Origin of the sequence: Mesorhizobium sp. M0408 (assembly GCF_040321495.1) — a bacterium.
Taxonomy (GTDB): domain Bacteria; phylum Pseudomonadota; class Alphaproteobacteria; order Rhizobiales; family Rhizobiaceae; genus Mesorhizobium.
Genome location: NZ_JAMYRO010000023.1, coordinates 12324 through 26959, shown reverse-complemented (window position 1 = coordinate 26959; position 14636 = coordinate 12324). Strand labels below are relative to the sequence as shown.

The following is a 14636-nucleotide window of genomic DNA, read 5'->3' as shown; positions in this document are numbered from 1 at the left end:
TTAATAGCTTGACGCCATGTGAGTCAGTTTGTTTGGCCGTACGTACAAAAGACCTTGTTTATTCCAAGATCGACCAAAGAAATCTTTAAGAAGCGGATATCCGCTCGCGCAGGCACGGGCTTATCATTGGAATTGCGTCGGATGACAGAGATTATCCAAACCATTCCCAAGAAGTCGGTAGTTTATGGGCGTGCCGCATTTCATTTTCCGCAAGCCCTTCTAGTGGGGGTCTGCATGGTCGCTGATTTCGTTATTGTTGGGCTGAGTGTGCATGCGGTCATTCTTTTTTATCAGCCGCATATCCTTTACGATTTGCGCGACCCCCAGGTCCTGATGGTGACCTCCCTTGCTGCAACGTTCTTTGTGGTTTTCGAGAGCCTTTCTGGCGCATACACAACCGGGTTATATCTTGAGCCGATGGCCAGCGCTCGAAACGCGCTATTGAGCTGGCTCATGGTGGCCTTCGTGTTTGCCTGGATCGGCCTCCTGGTCGAAACGATAGGTGAGCTGTCGCACGAGCTGCTAATCACTTCGTTTGCAGTCGGTGCGGCAGCGATTGTGCTTGTCCGGGTGGGGACGGTGAAGGCCTTGCGCGTCTGGCTTGGACGCGGTGCCATTGCGATTCGGAGAGCCCACCTCATCTGCTTTGGAGACCAAGCATCAGCCGGAGTGCTCAGCGAAGCGCAGAACCGCGGCATACAGATTGTTGGCGTGTCGATCCTTCCGGCGGACAAGGTGACCGGTCGGGCGTTCGCTAGAATGTGTGAGGACCTAGTGCGGGAGCTCCGTGACGCCCTCCAAAGGGTACCGTTTGACGAGATTTACCTGTTTTTCCCTTGGGACAAGCGCAGGCAGCTCCGCAACCTAGCGACCGCACTGGGACGCCTTCCGCTGCCCGTGTTTCTGTTTGCGGATGCAGCAATGGAACGGCTGCTGCAGACATCGGCGCTACGTTTCGGCCCCTTCAAGGGCTTCGAGCTCCAGCGGGCCCCGCTGTCGTGGGCCGAACGCGCAATGAAGCGATCCCTCGACGTGAGCATCGCGCTCGCGGGACTCGTCTTGCTGGCGCCTTTGCTGATCGCCGTCAGCATCGCCATCCGCGCTACGTCCGGCAGCCCGGTTATCTTTCGCCAGGAGCGCCAGGGCCTCTGTGGCAGGCGTTTCCAGATCTACAAATTCCGTACGATGCGGGTATGCGAAGACGGCCCGACGATCGCGCAGGCCACGGCTGACGATCCGCGCGTTACGCCCTTCGGGTCGCTGCTAAGGCGCACGAGCATAGACGAGTTACCGCAACTGTTGAACGTGTTAAGGGGCGAGATGTCGATTGTAGGACCTCGTCCGCATGCAGTCGCGCATGACGAATACTACTCCGCACTTATTGCTTTTTACGCGCGTCGTCAGAATGTAAAGCCAGGGCTCACGGGATGGGCGCAGATAAATGGTTTTCGTGGCGAAACACGAGAATTGAACGCGATGGCCGCACGCGTTAATCATGATTTATGGTACATTAATAACTGGAGCATTTGGCTTGATATCTATCTTATATGCCGAACTGCAGTGAAAATACTTACTGACAGAAAGGCTCATTGAACTATGGTGGGGCACGTGTCGGAATCATCTGTTCCTTTGACGTCCCGGCTGGGCATGGACGCGGCCCGACATAATCCGATGCGGGCCGGTTGCAGCCAGGCACCAGAAGGCACTACTGCGGCCGCCGAGTCGAGAACGGCACGCTGGTTCGCCGTCTTCTGCCTTCCCAATCAAGAGGCAAGGGCGGAATGCGAACTTGGGAATCAGTCGTTCTCCACGTTCCTGCCAAGGTTGCAAAGAACCATACGACACGCCCGCCAGATGAAAGTCGTAATGGGGCCGCTGTTCCCGTGCTACCTGTTCGTGAGACTCGATCTGCGCCGGGACCGCTGGCTCAGCATCGATGGAACATATGGCGTGGCCCACCTTGTTCGGTTCGGAGAAATGCCAGCGCAGGTTCCTGAAGGTGTTGTTGAAGCACTCATCGAGGCGACTGACAGGCACGGCGTAATACATCTCGACAATCTGCTTCGGCCTGGTCAGGTCGTGCGTCTAGTGTCGGGGCCATTTGCAGAACAACTTGGCAGGTTAGATCGGCTGGACGGTACCCAGTCTGTTCGCATCCTGCTCGAGATCATGGGTCGATGCGTCGAGGTGAAGACGCATCGGAGGAGCGTGCTGCCGGCCTAGGCGTCGCAGCACCGTCGAGCCGGTTCACTGGGTTTGATTTCACCCAGACTGCGGTAGCGTGGGCGAATTCCTGCTCCATGCGATTGCACCGCAGTCGCACAAGCATGGGAACAAACATGACACGACAAAAAACCGCTCTGATAACCGGGGTGACCGGACAGGATGGCGCGTACCTTGCTAAGTTTTTGATCGGCCAAGGATATCTGGTCCACGGCATAAAGCGGCGCTCATCGTCTTTCAATACCGGCCGCATTGAGCATCTGTACCAGGATCCCCACGAGGACAACCCCAGACTCATCCTGCACTATGGCGACGTGAGCGACTCTACCAACCTCATCCGCGTCGTTTCGGAGGTTCAACCCGACGAGATATACAATCTCGCTGCGCAAAGCCACGTGCAGGTAAGTTTCGAGACACCGGAATACACCGCCAATACGGATGGCTTGGGGACGCTCCGCTTGCTGGAGGCGATCCGACTGCTGGGGCTTACTGAAAAGACGCGCTTCTACCAAGCATCCACGTCCGAACTTTACGGCCTAGTACAAGAAGTCCCGCAGCGCGAGACCACCCCGTTTTATCCCAGGAGCCCATACGCGGCCGCGAAGCTGTATGCATACTGGATCACCGTAAACTACCGCCAAGCGTATGGCATTCATGCTTCAAACGGCATCCTTTTCAATCACGAGAGCCCCATCCGCGGCGAGACGTTCGTGACTCGCAAGGTGACCCGAGCTGTTGCGGCTATTCATCATGGGCTGCAGGACAGGCTCTACCTAGGTAACCTCGATGCAGGGCGTGATTGGGGCCACGCGCGCGACTACGTCCGAGGCATGTGGATGATCGTCCAGCACCCGGAACCGGACGATTTCGTGCTTGCCACGGGCGAGGTTCGGACGGTGCGCGAGTTCGTTGAGAAGGCATTTTCCTGCGTGGAGATGCAAATCGAGTGGCATGGAAAGGGGTTGGAAGAGAAGGGTCGGGATGCGCGTTCGGGTCGAATCCTGGTAGAGATTGACAACCGGTATTTCCGGCCGACCGAGGTCGAACTCTTGGTCGGCGACCCGAGCAAGGCTCGGGTGCGCCTGGGGTGGCAGCATGAGACGAGCTTCGATTCTCTGGTTGAGGAAATGGTGCTTGGGGATCTGAAGGCGATCCCGATGGAGCCGCATTGGCAGAACGCTCGCGCGGCGATCTGGTAGCGGCGAACGGCACAGACGGACATGGCGGTTATCACGACAAGGTGGTCTCAGGCGGCAGCACAAGGCCCGGTCGGTCTTGCGCAGAGCGCCCGAGGCAGTGCCCTAGCCATGCCGAGCAAGATGTCATCATCTCAAGAGGCGGCATCTTGGAAAGCTACCAGTTCGATCTGACGGACCGGGGAATTGACGCATGCCCCAGACGATACGGCGCACGTTGTACCATCCGGTCCGGCTACCGCTTGAACCGATCGAGGTTCAGGCCACGAGCTGTCGCCCGGAAGCGATACGACCAAGCACATACAACCGCTCAACCGCTTGATAGGGCACCCTTACCGGAGGGACATTCATGGGACGGGAAATCTTTTCTCTCGACGGCAAGCGGGTTTGGGTCGCCGGTCATCGAGGTATGGTGGGCCAAGCACTGACGCAATGCCTTAGGCAGGAGGGCTGTCACCTCGTATCGACCGGCACCCAGAGGGTGGACCTGCGTCGCCAGCAGGATGTAGAGCAATGCTTGGAGCAGATGCGCCCGCACGTTATCTTCCTCGCGGCGGCCCGCGTGGGCGGGATTCTTGCCAACGCTTCCTTTCCGGCGACCTTCCTCTATGACAATCTGATTATCGCGGCGAACGTCATGGAGGCGGCCCGCGTTCAGGGTGTTGAGAAGCTCCTGTTTCTCGGTTCAAGCTGCATCTATCCCAGGATGGCACCACAGCCCATCCCGGAGGAGGCACTTCTGTCGGGCCCGCTCGAGCCGACGAACGAATGGTACGCACTCGCCAAGATTGCCGGAATCAAGATGGCACAGGCCTTCCGCCGACAGTACCGCGCGGATTTCATCTCCGTTCAGCCCGCCAACCTCTACGGTCCCGGAGATAATTTCCATCCCCTGCACTCGCATGTTCCGGCCGCGCTTGTTCGGCGTTTCCATGAGGCAAAGGTGGAAGGAAGGACCTCGGTGACGGTGTGGGGGACCGGCGCGGCGAAGCGCGAGTTCCTCTACCTCGACGACTTGGCGGATGCATGTGTTTTCCTGATGAAGAGGTACTCGGACGACCTGCCGATCAACGTTGGCACCGGTGAGGACATAACAATCGCGGATTTTGCCGAAGCGGTGGCACAGACCGTCGGGTTCAAGGGCCGCATCTGCTTCGACTCTTCAAAACCGGACGGGGCGCCGCGCAAGCTCGTCGATGTCGGCAGGATGGCAGCCCTGGGCTGGCGGGCCCGCACCGGGCTGCGTCAGGGGCTGAAGCGCTTCTACGAGGCCCACCTTGCCGCAGAGGGAGGCTCGGGTGCGCGCTCGGCGCCCGTCGGCGTGGAGATCGCCACGACGGCTGAGTGACTTCTGGTTCCGACCGTCGCACAGATGTATTCGGCAGGGCTGACGCTTAATGTCTTCGACGACGAATGAACGCGACTGGCACGGAAGATGGCTGACGGGACCAACTGCTCTTCTCCATCCGCGGCGGCAGCGTCCCGCAGCCGGGAGCTGGGCGTTCACCATATTGCTTCTCGCCATCTGCCTGCTGGGCGGTGCGGGACTGAAGGCGCTCGGTGCACCTCTTCTTGCCTTCATCCTTCTACTTTCGCTTGCCTACGCCGGACGGACTCTCCTATCGCCGCAGAACATTCCCGCTCTGCTTCTTACATGCTGGGGGCTACTTTACGTCGGCCTGTCCTATCTGGAGCTTCTTCCCGATGGCTGGACCCGATATCACCAAGCCGGCATCATCGTCCAGCAGTCCTCCTTTGTGTTCCTTCTGCTTCCCGTCATAGCCGCATCGCAAAAGTGGTGGGAAGACAAGGGCATCGATCGGCACCGTGACGCGATCCTCGTCGGCACCGTCATTCTGGTGTTCATTGTCAGCATTCCCGCGCGCTTGTACGTCTTTGGCGACATAGAGACGCCTCTGGACCCGCCGAAGGCCTTTGTCACCTTGCAGAACGATGTGATGATCGCTCTGGTGGGAATAACCTACCTCGCCATGGTTCGAATGAATCCAATCGTGGGCGGCTTTCTTTTGATGCTCGTATTTATCCTATCCGCTACGATAGAGTTCAGACTTCAGAACGTCCTGGCCTATTTCGTGGCCATGGCTGCTTCTTTTCTTTGCATGATCGGTTTGCATTTGGAACGAACGCTGGCCAACATCCTTATGCTAGGTTTGGTGGGTTTGGCGATCTTCGGAATACTCGACCCGATCAGCTTGTTTGTTTTAGATCCTAACACCGGATGGCGCGTCACATTCTGGCGGGATGCCTTGGAGGCGCTGGCAGAGACCTGGGGGATCGGCGTCGGCTTCGGCACCGAGGCGCTGCGGAATGAATATACCATGGTCATTGGCCGCCTCTTCTTCTTGCCGGAGGAGGACACATCCTTCCTGCTGATCGGCACCCACAATGCTTTTTTCGACATCATCCTTCGTTTGGGAATGGTCGGGCTCGTGCTTTGGAGCGCCGTTATCATTGGCTGTTATCCGAGCTCCAAAATGCCCGTACGCGTGCGGGCGCATGCGGCGGTGGCGTTCTTCACCCTCTTCATCTGCGTCTTCTCGAACGTGGCGCTGCAGAGTCCGCTCTATGTGATCGGCGTCGCCTTCACGATTGGTTATCTGCAGTCGCTACGGGGCGCTGCGAATCTCGTCTACCTCCGGAAGTCAGGGCCCGCCAGCCGCCATGCGACTGCCTTGGGCGAAATAGCCGCTGCAGAATGAACCGGAGCGACCAGGACGCGTCAGCAAAACGTTGCCGGAAGGAGCAGGAGATCATGCCGAAACATGCCGTCCTAATGATGGTGCAGCTACCACCGCCAGCACATGGCGCGGCCATTACCAACCAGCGGCTTGCCTCCTCCCGGCGAATCCGCGACGAGTTCGACCTGAACGTACTGCCTGTTCAACTTGCGCGGTCCATCGACGATACAAACAGGTTCGCACTAAGCAAGATCATTCGACTTTCCGGTCATGTTGTACGCCTGCTGTTTGCTCTCGTCTTCCGCCCCCCCGGCGTCGTCCTCTACACGTTGCCGTCGACGGGGTACGCGTATCTGGGAGGCATCGTGCTGCTCGGCGTGGTCAAGGGGCTCGGCTTTCCGCATATTCTGCAGATGCGCTGCCGCGGCATCCGCCGCACTGCCGAGCGAAGCGCCCTCCACCGGGCCCTGTGCCGTTGGGCCTTCTCCAAGGCCTGGGTGATACTGCTGTCCCCCCGCGTCTTCGACGACGTATCGGAGTTCGTGCGGGACGAGCAGGTCTACTATCTTCCGGATGCGCTCCCCGACCCTTGTCGGGAAATCCGGCTACCTGACCGCCCGGCTCGCCGAATCCCACACATACTGTTCCTGTCTCACCTGTTTGAGACCAAAGGTCCGCTGGTGTTGCTGAGTGCGCTCGAAATACTGAAACGCCGGGGTGTGCCTTTCCGGGCCACCTTCGTCGGAGAACCGGGCGACATCGCCTTGCAAGTGTTTCGGGAGCGGATCGACGCTCTCGGCCTGTCGGAGGAAGTGCGCTACGCCGGCCCCGCTTACGGAGCTCGAAAAGCAGAGTTCATGCTGGATGCCGATATCTTCGCGTTCCCGACCTTTTATCCTCAGGAAGTCTTTCCCGGTGTCCTCCTCGAAGCGATGGCATACAGCCTGCCGCTCGTGACGACCGGCGAAGCGGCGATTCCGGAGATCGTGGATGAGGGCTCGAGCGGGTACATGGTCGCGGCCCGCGATGCCGGTGCGTTGGCCGACGCGCTGGAGAAGCTCGCGCGCAACCCGGATTTGCGCCAACGGCTCGGGCGGGCGGCCCGTGCGCGTTTCCTGGCGAGGTTCCAGTTCGATCGGTGCGAAAGCTGCCTGGCGGAAATTCTCCGCGACGTGCTGCTACGCGCCGCGACCGCCCCTGTCGAGCGAACAACGCTGAATCAGGCCGGCGGCATCTCCATCACGCGGCACAAGGCCGATACATGAGCATCGCCCACACACTTCGAGACATCACCGGGCTACTGGAGCCATCAGAACGCATCCGAGCAGCGCGGCTGGTCGGTCTGTTGGCCGTTCTGGCAGCCGTGGAGGTGGCTGGCGTCGCTTCCATCGCTCCCCTGCTGCTGATATTGGGCGATCCCCAAATAATTACGACAAACAAAATCATTAATAAACTGTTTGTCGATCTAGGATTCAGTTCTTATAATTCCTTTATCATATTCTTTGCCATAGGGACGCTTGTTTTTATATGCTTGATTGCCGTATTCAGAGCTGTCCTACACTATGTAAAGTTTCTATATGCAAATGAGCACCGCCACCGAATCGCGACACGACTTCTGAACGCCAGCCTGGATCGCGACTACCGGTATTTTCTAGACAAGAATGTGGCCGAACTGACAAAAACAATACTGGTCGAGGTCGATGAGCTTGTTGAGAATGCCGTCGTACCTGCCTTAGTATTGGTCGCGCAGGGCCTGATGGCCCTGGCGGTTGTATTGTTTCTGTTGGCCATAGACCCGCTTCTGGCGCTGCTGCTCACGGCGAGCGCGGGCGGTATGTTCGCGCTGATTTATGTCTTCACGCGCGAGGTGCTGGGACGCATCGGTCGTGAGCGGCTGAAAGCCAATGGAGAGCGTTTCAAGGCTTCGACGGACGTGTTGGGCGGGATCAAGGAACTGAAGGTGCTAGGACGGGAGGGGACGTTCCTGGCGGCTTACTCTCGCCCATCGAAGCGGTATTGTGCTTATCGGACCCTGAGCGGCGTGTTGGCGGAAACGCCAAAATACGTGATCGAGGCTGTTGGGTTCGCCTCAATTCTCCTGATTTCCATCTACTTGGTGGTGCAGCAGGAGCACCTTGCGAGCGCACTGCCTGTGATAGGGCTATATGCCTTTGCGGGGTTCCGGCTGCTGCCGGCGTTCCACAAGGTCTATTCCTCGGTGGCGCTGCTGCGCTTTGCCGCGCCTGCGGTGGGCGCGATCGCAGAGGAACTGCGGCAGGCCCCTGGAGGCGGGGGACGGCACGGGATCGGTACGCGTGGCGAGGAGCGCCTGTGCCTGCGCCGGTCGATCGAGCTTGAACATGTCAGCTTCCGTTATGATGGCGCCAGGCCCGCGGCCATATGCGATCTCAGTCTGACCATCGCCGCCGGCAGCGTGACCGGCATCGTCGGTCCGAGTGGGGTCGGCAAGAGCACCCTGGTCGATCTGCTGCTGGGCCTGCTGCGCCCCGACGAGGGGCGCATCCTGATCGACGGGACGCCCCTCACGGAGGCCAATGTCCGGGCCTGGCAGAACAATATCGGCTACGTGCCGCAACACATTTTCCTCGCCGACGACACGGTGGCGCGCAACATCGCCTTCGGCATCGAGGCCGAGGCAATCGACCGGCAGGCGGTGGAGCGGGCGGCAAGGCTGGCGCAGATCCACGACTTCATCGTGCAGCTGCCGGACGGCTACGCCACCTGCGTCGGCGAGCGTGGGGTGCGCCTGTCGGGCGGCCAGCGCCAGCGCCTCGGCATCGCCCGCGCGCTCTATCATGAACCCGACATCGTGATCTTCGACGAGGCCACCAACGCGCTCGACCATGAAACCGAAGCCAACCTCCTCGCCGCCGTCGAAGGCCTGGCCGGGCAGAAGACAATCATCATGATCACCCACCGCCTGGCCACTCTCCACAAGCGAGCTCGCATCGTCGAGCTCTACCGCGGACGGCTGCGCAAAGCGGATACCGTCCCGGTTGAGCATGCGGAGGCGGTGCTGGCAGTGCGCGAGGCTCCTCAAGCTGCCGCGGTGGGCGCTGTGCACTCTGTCGCCCCTGGCCGCTAGGACTTTCGACGGCTAACCAGGCTCGTGCTGGTCCGCAACCTAATCACTTGATCCCGGCAAGCTGCTTACACAGCGGGGACTCGCATCATCCGCATACACAGCCACGCACCACATGTAACGGCGCTAGGCAGCGGGTGTCGAACTCGCCAAGCTTCGAGGTTCATGAGGGTGCTTCTGTTTCGTACGGGCGGCTTCTCCAAGAATGCTCCGGACTAGCTCGCCCGTCCAGTCGGACCGCCAAGCGTACTGTTGAACACGCGAAAGCACAGGATATGCTCAACAAGACTCTCCGCGCGCTGATCGCAATCCTCACTCCGTCTGACCTCGTCCGCGGAGGCCTGCTGATCATCTTGCTGGCGGCCACGGCCGCTGTCGAGGCGGCGGGAGTAGCTTCGGTGGCGCCGTTTCTGGCCGTGCTCGCTAACCCCGACGTCGTCCATAGCAATGCCTACCTCAGGGCCGCATACGACGAGCTCGGGTTTGTCGACAGTTGGAGCTTCCTGCTTGCGCTCGCCATCTTCACGCTCGTCATCGTCCTCTTGGTCTCCGCCCTGCGAGCGGTGGTGCTCTATGTAGAGCTCAAGTTCATAAACACACGGCGACATCAGATTGGCGTCGAACTGGTGTCGCATTACCTGTCGCAGCCTTATCGGTTCTTCCTCGACCGGAATACATCGGAAATGTCCAAGACGGTGGTGTCAGAGGTCGACGAGGTCATACGGTGCGGCGTCGCTCCAGCTTTGGCCTTGGCGGCGAGCCTCAGTCTGGTGGCAGCCATATTCGCTCTGTTGCTGGCGATAGATCCCATTGTTACCTTGAGCGTACTTTCTGCGGTGGCTGCACTCTATTCCGTCGTCTACGTCAGCGTGAGCGGGTTCCTTGGACGCAGCGGCGAAGGTCGCCTTCAGGCAAATCGCGAAAGATATCAGGCGATGTCCGAGGTTCTCGGCGGGATCAAGGAACTGAAGGTGCTCGGGAAGTCGAGCGCCTATCTTGCCGCCTTCGAGAGCCCGTCCAGACGATTCTCTCTTCACAGCGCAGCCGGCGAGGTCGTCTCGCAGCTGCCGAAGTTCCTGGCCGAAGCGGTAGGTTTCGCGGCCGTCTGCCTGATCTCGGTCTACATCCTGATGAGAAGCGGCAGCATCGGCAGCGCACTGCCTGTGATAGGGCTATATGCCTTTGCGGGGTTCCGGCTGCTGCCGGCGTTCCACAAGGTCTATTCCTCGGTGGCGCTGCTGCGCTTTGCCGCGCCTGCGGTGGGCGCGATCGCAGAGGAACTGCGGCAGGCCCCTGGAGGCGGGGGACGGCACGGGATCGGTACGCGTGGCGAGGAGCGCCTGTGCCTGCGCCGGTCGATCGAGCTTGAACATGTCAGCTTCCGTTATGATGGCGCCAGGCCCGCGGCCATATGCGATCTCAGTCTGACCATCGCCGCCGGCAGCGTGACCGGCATCGTCGGTCCGAGTGGGGTCGGCAAGAGCACCCTGGTCGATCTGCTGCTGGGCCTGCTGCGCCCCGACGAGGGGCGCATCCTGATCGACGGGACGCCCCTCACGGAGGCCAATGTCCGGGCCTGGCAGAACAATATCGGCTACGTGCCGCAACACATTTTCCTCGCCGACGACACGGTGGCGCGCAACATCGCCTTCGGCATCGAGGCCGAGGCAATCGACCGGCAGGCGGTGGAGCGGGCGGCAAGGCTGGCGCAGATCCACGACTTCATCGTGCAGCTGCCGGACGGCTACGCCACCTGCGTCGGCGAGCGTGGGGTGCGCCTGTCGGGCGGCCAGCGCCAGCGCCTCGGCATCGCCCGCGCGCTCTATCATGAACCCGACATCGTGATCTTCGACGAGGCCACCAACGCGCTCGACCATGAAACCGAAGCCAACCTCCTCGCCGCCGTCGAAGGCCTGGCCGGGCAGAAGACAATCATCATGATCACCCACCGCCTGGCCACTCTCCACAAGCGAGCTCGCATCGTCGAGCTCTACCGCGGACGGCTGCGCAAAGCGGATACCGTCCCGGTTGAGCATGCGGAGGCGGTGCTGGCAGTGCGCGAGGCTCCTCAAGCTGCCGCGGTGGGCGCTGTGCACTCTGTCGCCCCTGGCCGCTAGGACTTTCGACGGCTAACCAGGCTCGTGCTGGTCCGCAACCTAATCACTTGATCCCGGCAAGCTGCTTACACAGCGGGGACTCGCATCATCCGCATACACAGCCACGCACCACATGTAACGGCGCTAGGCAGCGGGTGGATCACGCACCCTGTCTTGAGCCGATACGTCAATCATGCACCAAAGGAGAAGGCGCCGTGAATATATCAGTTGAAGTCATTGATAAGTCATTTCCGCCTCAAGAGGCCACCGACGAGCTTACCGTCGGAGTGATCATAACGACTTTCAATCATGCTCATTTCCTCGATGACGCCATCGGCAGCGTTCTGGCACAGATTCGCCTGGCGGACGAAGTGATCGTCGTCGATGACGGTTCGACCGACGATCCCTCGCAAGTCGTCCAGCGCTACCCGTCCGTGCGGCTTATCCGGCAGGACAACAAGGGGCTCGCAGCAGCCCGCAACTTCGGGTGGAAGAACTGCAGGACGACACATGTGGTCTTCCTTGATGCGGACGACCTTCTCCTGCCACACGCCCTAGAATGCGGCGTGAATTTCTGGAAGAGGCAGCCACACTGCGCTCTGGTCTACGGAGGGCATCAATACGTAACGGAAAGCTTGGCACCAATGGGCGGTGACATCTTCATCAACATAGGCGAAGACGCCCATCATGACTTCATCCTCAGCAACTGCATCGGGATGCACGCTACCGTTCTCTATCAGCGCAAGTGCCTGGAGGAGATCGGTGGCTTCGATGAGGCGCTTCAGCGCTGTGAGGATTACGACCTCTACCTACGTGTCGCAAGCAGGTTCCCTGTTGCCGGATATCCCGTCACAGTCGCCCAATACCGCCGGCATGCAAACAGCATGACAGCAGACCGGGACCGGATGCTTCGGGCCGTGCTTTCAGTGCTGGATCGGCACGAGGAGCGCCTCGGAAACGATCCGTCCAGGCGCGCCGCCATGAGGGAGAGCAGAGCGAAATGGCGCGCGCTATATGCAAAGGAAATGCTCGTCGCCGCGCGCGCGGACTGGCAGTCCGGCAAGCGTTTCGCTCCGGTTGTGGGTCAAGTCGCGCGGGCAGTCGCATGGTCGCCTGGAGGCACGACGAGAGCCGTGACGCGCGAGTTCGGGCGGCATCTGCGGGAGGGGATGGTTTGGATGCGAAGGGAGAATAAGTAGAGCGCGCCTCGGTCCACCCGCGGCGGGTGGGGGTTTGATCGCGGAACGCCGATTGATCGCCACTACATTGAAGGCTTCCTCGCCAGGAATTCCGGAGACATCGGCGGCCGTGTACTGGAAGTCGGAGACAACCACTACACGTTACGCTTCGGCGGACCCGCCGTGGAGAAAAGCGACATCCTCTTCGTCGACGACAGCAACCCCAATGCCACGATAATCGGTGATCTGGCCGATCCTGAAACCCTCCGGGAACTGCAGTTCGACTGCATTGTCCTGACACAGACACTGCACCTGCTGTTCGACATGCGAGCCGCCCTTGCAACCCTGCACCGGGCACTGAAGCCCGGCGGTATCCTGTTACTTACCGTACCCGGGATCAGTCCAGTGGGTCGGGAAAGCGACTGGGGCCATACTTGGTGCTGGTCGCTTACGGCTGTGTCCGTCCGGCGCCTTGTCCAAGAGCAGTTCGAGCCGGGCAGTATCCATGTGGAAGCACATGGCAATCTCGAAGCCGCCATTGCATTTCTTCAGCAACGCGTGCTCGACGACGTCACTCGAGATGCGCTCGACCAGCATGACCCCTCCTATCCCGTCATCGTCGCCGCGCGGGCGAAAAAGTCTGCGGTTAAATGACTGCGGAATGATCTACCAACGGGGTCTAAGACTCATGGACGATACTGCCTCTTCGCTGCTGAAGAAATCCGCGCGCAGCCCGCAGCAGGCGCCTGCGCCTGCGCCCGGCCCAACCCTGCGTGCGTCCGGAGAGATCTCTCCCTCGAAGGAGGAACTGAGGGTCGTTATCTTCTCTCCATTATTTCCGGAGTATGCGGCGCGTCTGGCTGCGTCCCTCGCCAATCATGGCTCCGTCCGACTGATTACGGATAGGACGGGTTACGAGAAGGAATGCGGACTGCATCTTGGCAGCCCAGAGCCTTCCAAACTGCAGACCCGCTTGTACCAGCTCTTTCTGCGAAGGTCCGGGATGTTCGCCTATATCCGCGACCTTCTGCGCGCGTTGATCGACATGTGGGCATTCAAGCCGCACATCGTGCATTTCCAGGAGTGCCCGAACTTCGCCCACTATATTATGGTCCTTCTGATGAAAGGCTCCGCAAGGATAGTCGTCACTGTGCACGACCCACTGCCGCATTCAGGAAGCGATTCCAAGGTCGATCGTCCCAGGATCCGCAGCCGGATAAGAGCCGCAGCAAACCTTCTCCTTGGTCATGGTCACCACTGCTGCACGGAGCTTGCCCGACTCACCCGCGCGAATGGAACCGAAGTCCGCGAGACGACGCATGGCGTGCTGTTGTGCCCACCTGCAGCACTGCAGCGTGAGCCCATACCAGGACGTGTGCTTCTGTTCGGACGAATGGAACAATACAAGGGGCTGGCCGTCCTGCTCGATGCAGTGGAGCTCCTGGGTCGACGCGGCCTCCCGTTGTCGCTGCATCTGGCTGGGCGGGGCTCTGAACTGGATCGCCTGGCCGGACGCTGCCGGGGTGCTACCAATATTACGGTCAGGGACAGCTTTCTCACGTCGCTGGAAGCCGTTCAGGAGTTTCAGGAGGCGTGCATCGTCGCCTTGCCCTATCTGGACGCCTCGCAAAGCGGGGTGGCTTCTGCGGCGTTCGCAAACGGGCGGCCGGTCGTGGCCAGTCGGGTCGGCGGACTGACGGACGTGGTGATCGATGGCGTGAACGGGCTGTTATGCGAGCCGGGGCAACCGGAGTCTCTGGCCGACGCACTGGGGATGGCATTGAGCTCGCCGCGCCTTGTGAGGCGCCTGCGGCAAGGCGCCATGAACACTGCCGCCACCAGTATGGATTGGGGCACAATCGCTTCGCGAACGGCCCAATACTACGGAGAACTACTCAAGAGACCGCGCGTCAGCTTGCCTAAAGCTTAGCTCGAACAACAGGAGAGCCTGGGCCGCGCCGGCGCAGGCACCCGCACGCCGGCCGAAAGTCTCCTTTGCCGGACGAGGTCCGGTGGACGGTGTCCCGAAATCTTCAAGCCCGTGATCCACGAACCAGGACGCTTGCAACATGCTCTCATTACCCATCGTGCCTACTCGGGCTTGAGAACTCGGGATCGGGGCGGCACTCGCACTTACCGCT

Annotated in this window: 11 protein-coding genes; all 11 read left to right on the top strand. The window is 60.3% G+C overall.

The genetic code is table 11. The features are described 5' to 3' along the window. The first annotated feature begins 141 nt into the window (after window positions 1-141). Entirely contained in the window at window positions 142-1593 is a 1452-nt protein-coding gene (locus NKI67_RS24210) for an exopolysaccharide biosynthesis polyprenyl glycosylphosphotransferase (protein ID WP_352647271.1), read from the top strand. Between the two features lie 3 nt (window positions 1594-1596). Further along, the gene (locus tag NKI67_RS24205; protein WP_352647269.1) at window positions 1597-2223 is read left to right on the top strand and encodes a transcription termination/antitermination NusG family protein; all 627 of its coding nucleotides are present in this window, start codon (window positions 1597-1599) and stop codon (window positions 2221-2223) included. A gap of 104 nt (window positions 2224-2327) precedes the next feature. Then, complete coding sequence (gene gmd / locus NKI67_RS24200; RefSeq protein ID WP_023679936.1) at window positions 2328-3422, top strand: GDP-mannose 4,6-dehydratase; 1095 nt, start codon at window positions 2328-2330, stop codon at window positions 3420-3422. A 346-nt stretch (window positions 3423-3768) separates the two neighbouring features. After that, window positions 3769-4767: a GDP-L-fucose synthase family protein gene (locus NKI67_RS24195; protein ID WP_352647267.1), complete on the top strand. Its 999-nt coding sequence runs from the start codon at window positions 3769-3771 to the stop codon at window positions 4765-4767. Between the two features lie 163 nt (window positions 4768-4930). Then, entirely contained in the window at window positions 4931-6139 is a 1209-nt protein-coding gene (locus tag NKI67_RS24190; protein ID WP_352647264.1) for an O-antigen ligase family protein, read from the top strand. Between the two features lie 53 nt (window positions 6140-6192). Then, window positions 6193-7383, top strand: a complete 1191-nt coding sequence (locus NKI67_RS24185) for a glycosyltransferase family 4 protein (RefSeq protein ID WP_198023641.1) — start codon at window positions 6193-6195, stop codon at window positions 7381-7383. After that, on the top strand, window positions 7380-9224 hold the full coding sequence (locus tag NKI67_RS24180) for an ABC transporter ATP-binding protein (RefSeq protein WP_352647262.1): 1845 nt from the start codon (window positions 7380-7382) through the stop codon (window positions 9222-9224). The genes NKI67_RS24185 and NKI67_RS24180 overlap by 4 nt, the downstream gene beginning before the upstream one ends. Before the next feature lie 272 nt (window positions 9225-9496). Continuing rightward, window positions 9497-11338: an ABC transporter ATP-binding protein gene (locus NKI67_RS24175; RefSeq protein ID WP_352647260.1), complete on the top strand. Its 1842-nt coding sequence runs from the start codon at window positions 9497-9499 to the stop codon at window positions 11336-11338. 194 nt (window positions 11339-11532) lie between these two features. Beyond that, on the top strand, window positions 11533-12516 hold the full coding sequence (locus NKI67_RS24170) for a glycosyltransferase family 2 protein (protein ID WP_023678668.1): 984 nt from the start codon (window positions 11533-11535) through the stop codon (window positions 12514-12516). Window positions 12517-12678: 162 nt separating this feature from the next. Continuing rightward, a complete protein-coding gene (locus NKI67_RS24165; protein ID WP_023678667.1) occupies window positions 12679-13149 on the top strand; it encodes a class I SAM-dependent methyltransferase in 471 nt (156 codons plus the stop codon). Between the two features lie 34 nt (window positions 13150-13183). Continuing rightward, on the top strand, window positions 13184-14425 hold the full coding sequence (locus NKI67_RS24160; protein ID WP_198023595.1) for a glycosyltransferase family 4 protein: 1242 nt from the start codon (window positions 13184-13186) through the stop codon (window positions 14423-14425). The last annotated feature ends 211 nt before the right edge of the window (window positions 14426-14636 follow it).

Coding starts and splice junctions, on each gene's coding strand:
- NKI67_RS24210 (WP_352647271.1), top strand. CDS start 142: ATGACAGAGATTATCCAAACCATTCCCAAGAAGTCGGTAGTTTATGGG.
- NKI67_RS24205 (WP_352647269.1), top strand. CDS start 1,597: ATGGTGGGGCACGTGTCGGAATCATCTGTTCCTTTGACGTCCCGGCTG.
- gmd (WP_023679936.1), top strand. CDS start 2,328: ATGGGAACAAACATGACACGACAAAAAACCGCTCTGATAACCGGGGTG.
- NKI67_RS24195 (WP_352647267.1), top strand. CDS start 3,769: ATGGGACGGGAAATCTTTTCTCTCGACGGCAAGCGGGTTTGGGTCGCC.
- NKI67_RS24185 (WP_198023641.1), top strand. CDS start 6,193: ATGCCGAAACATGCCGTCCTAATGATGGTGCAGCTACCACCGCCAGCA.
- NKI67_RS24180 (WP_352647262.1), top strand. CDS start 7,380: ATGAGCATCGCCCACACACTTCGAGACATCACCGGGCTACTGGAGCCA.
- NKI67_RS24175 (WP_352647260.1), top strand. CDS start 9,497: ATGCTCAACAAGACTCTCCGCGCGCTGATCGCAATCCTCACTCCGTCT.
- NKI67_RS24160 (WP_198023595.1), top strand. CDS start 13,184: ATGGACGATACTGCCTCTTCGCTGCTGAAGAAATCCGCGCGCAGCCCG.